This window comes from Microvirga sp. P4_G7, assembly GCF_056401005.1.
The window spans coordinates 1-2101 of the sequence record NZ_JBFUKD010000642.1; the positions used below are offsets into that span (position 1 = coordinate 1).

3 protein-coding genes are annotated in these 2101 nt (G+C 64.1%); all 3 read left to right on the plus strand.

The features are described 5' to 3' along the window. The coding region (locus AC1DT3_RS18995; protein ID WP_477466777.1) for a His/Gly/Thr/Pro-type tRNA ligase C-terminal domain-containing protein at positions 1–427 on the plus strand (427 nt) is incomplete at its 5' end. Positions 428–435: 8 nt separating this feature from the next. Then, a complete protein-coding gene (locus AC1DT3_RS19000; RefSeq protein WP_477466778.1) occupies positions 436–1710 on the plus strand; it encodes a lipoprotein-releasing ABC transporter permease subunit in 1275 nt (424 codons plus the stop codon). Positions 1711–1712: 2 nt separating this feature from the next. After that, positions 1713–2101: ABC transporter ATP-binding protein (locus tag AC1DT3_RS19005; protein ID WP_477466779.1), on the plus strand; the 389-nt coding region annotated here is incomplete at its 3' end.

Genomic DNA, 2101 nt, shown 5'->3' on the forward strand with positions numbered 1-2101 from the left:
GGTGATGGGCCCGGACGGCCAGGAGCACGAGGTCCACGGGGGCTCCTACGGCATTGGGCCGAGCCGTCTCATCGCCGCGATCATCGAGGCSAGCCACGACGAGAACGGCATCATCTGGCCCGATTCCGTCGCGCCGTTCGACATCGCGCTGCTCAATTTGAAGTCGGGCGATGCGGCGACCGATGCTGCATGCGACCAGCTTTACCGCGACCTGACCACGGCTGGGCGCGAGGTGCTCTACGACGACCGCGACGAGCGTCCCGGCGGCAAGTTCGCGACCGCTGATCTCATCGGCATTCCGTGGCAGGTCGTCATCGGCCCGAAGAGCCTGGCCGAGGGCAAAGTGGAACTGAAGCGGCGCGCAACCGGCGAGAAGGAAGTGCTGCCTCTCGGCGACGTCGTCGCGCGTCTCACCAAGGGTGCTTGATCGAGCCGATGGCTGACGAACCGTCCTCAAAGACGAAAGCCTTTGCGCCCTTCGAGTGGATGCTCGCGGGGCGCTACCTGCGGACGCGCCGGCGCGAAGGCTTCGTGTCGGTGATCGCGGGGTTTTCGTTTCTCGGCATCATGCTCGGCGTCGCGACGCTGATCGTCGTGCTGTCGGTCATGAACGGGTTTCGCAAAGAGCTTCTCGACAAGATCGTCGGCATCAACGGCCACATCTTCGTCGCGCCGATCGACTCTCCGCTGACCGATTATGCCGAGGTCTCCAAGCGCATCGCCGGGCTGCCCGGCGTCAGGCTCGCGATTCCGCTCGTCGAAGGCCAGGCATTCGGCTCGTCGCCCTATGGCGGCAGCGGCGTTCTCGTGCGCGGCATTCGCGCGGAGGATCTGGCGAAGGTTCACACCATCGCCAGCAACATCCGGCAGGGAACGCTCGAGGGTTTCGACAGCGGGGAGGGCGTGGCGATCGGCCGGCGCTTGTCGGATTCCTTGTCTCTCCAGGCCGGCGACACCTTTACGCTCATCACTCCACGCGGCGCGTCGACGCCCTTCGGCACGGCGCCGCGGGTGAAGGGGTATCCCATCAAAGCGGTGTTCGAAATCGGCATGTCCGAATTCGATTCGACGTTCGTGTACATGCCGCTGACCGAGGCGCAGAGCTATTTCAATCGGCAGGGCGACGTGAACGTGATCGAGGTCTATCTCGACAATGCCGATCGCGTCGATGAAGCCCGCGCAGCGATCGAACAAGCAGCGGGGCGACCGGTGCTGATTACCGACTGGCGGCAGCGCAACCGCACGTTTTTCGGCGCGCTCGAGGTTGAGCGAAACGTGATGTTCCTCATCCTCACGCTGATCGTTCTGGTCGCCGCGCTCAACATCATTTCCGGGCTGATCATGCTCGTGAAGGACAAGTCGAACGACATCGCGATCCTGCGCACCATGGGCGCGACGCGCGGCGCGATCATGCGGATCTTTCTCATCACCGGGGCGTCCATCGGCGTCGTCGGTACGCTGGCCGGCTTCTCGCTCGGCCTGCTCCTCGCACTGAATGTCGAAGGCATCCGCAGCTTCATCTCGCACCTGACGAACACCAACCTGTTCCCGGCCGAACTCTACTTCCTGAGCAGTCTGCCGGCGGACGTGGATCCGTCAGAGGTTTTCACGGTGCTCATGATGGCGATGGTGCTTTCGCTTCTCGCCACGGTCTACCCGTCGTGGCGCGCGGCGAAGCTCGATCCCGTCGAGGCGTTGCGGTACGGATAGCGATGTCAGCGAACCAGCCTCAACCCGCATTGCACCTGTCGAAGGTTGTTCGCCGCTATCCGCAGGCGGACGGCTTCCTCGACGTGCTGCGCGGTGTCGACTTGGCGATCTGGCCGGGCGAGATCGTCGCCCTCATTGCGCCCTCGGGCACCGGAAAATCGACGCTGCTTCACGTCGCTGGCCTCCTGGAAAAACCCGATGGCGGCGAGGTGTTCGTCGGCGCCCGGCCGACCGCCGCGATGGACGATCACGAACGCACGCGGCTGCGGCGCGAAGAGCTCGGCTTCGTCTACCAGTTCCATCATCTCCTTCCGGAATTCTCCGCCCTGGAGAACGTCGTCATCCCGCAACTCATCCGTGGCCTGTCGAAGAAGGATGCGCAGGATCGAGC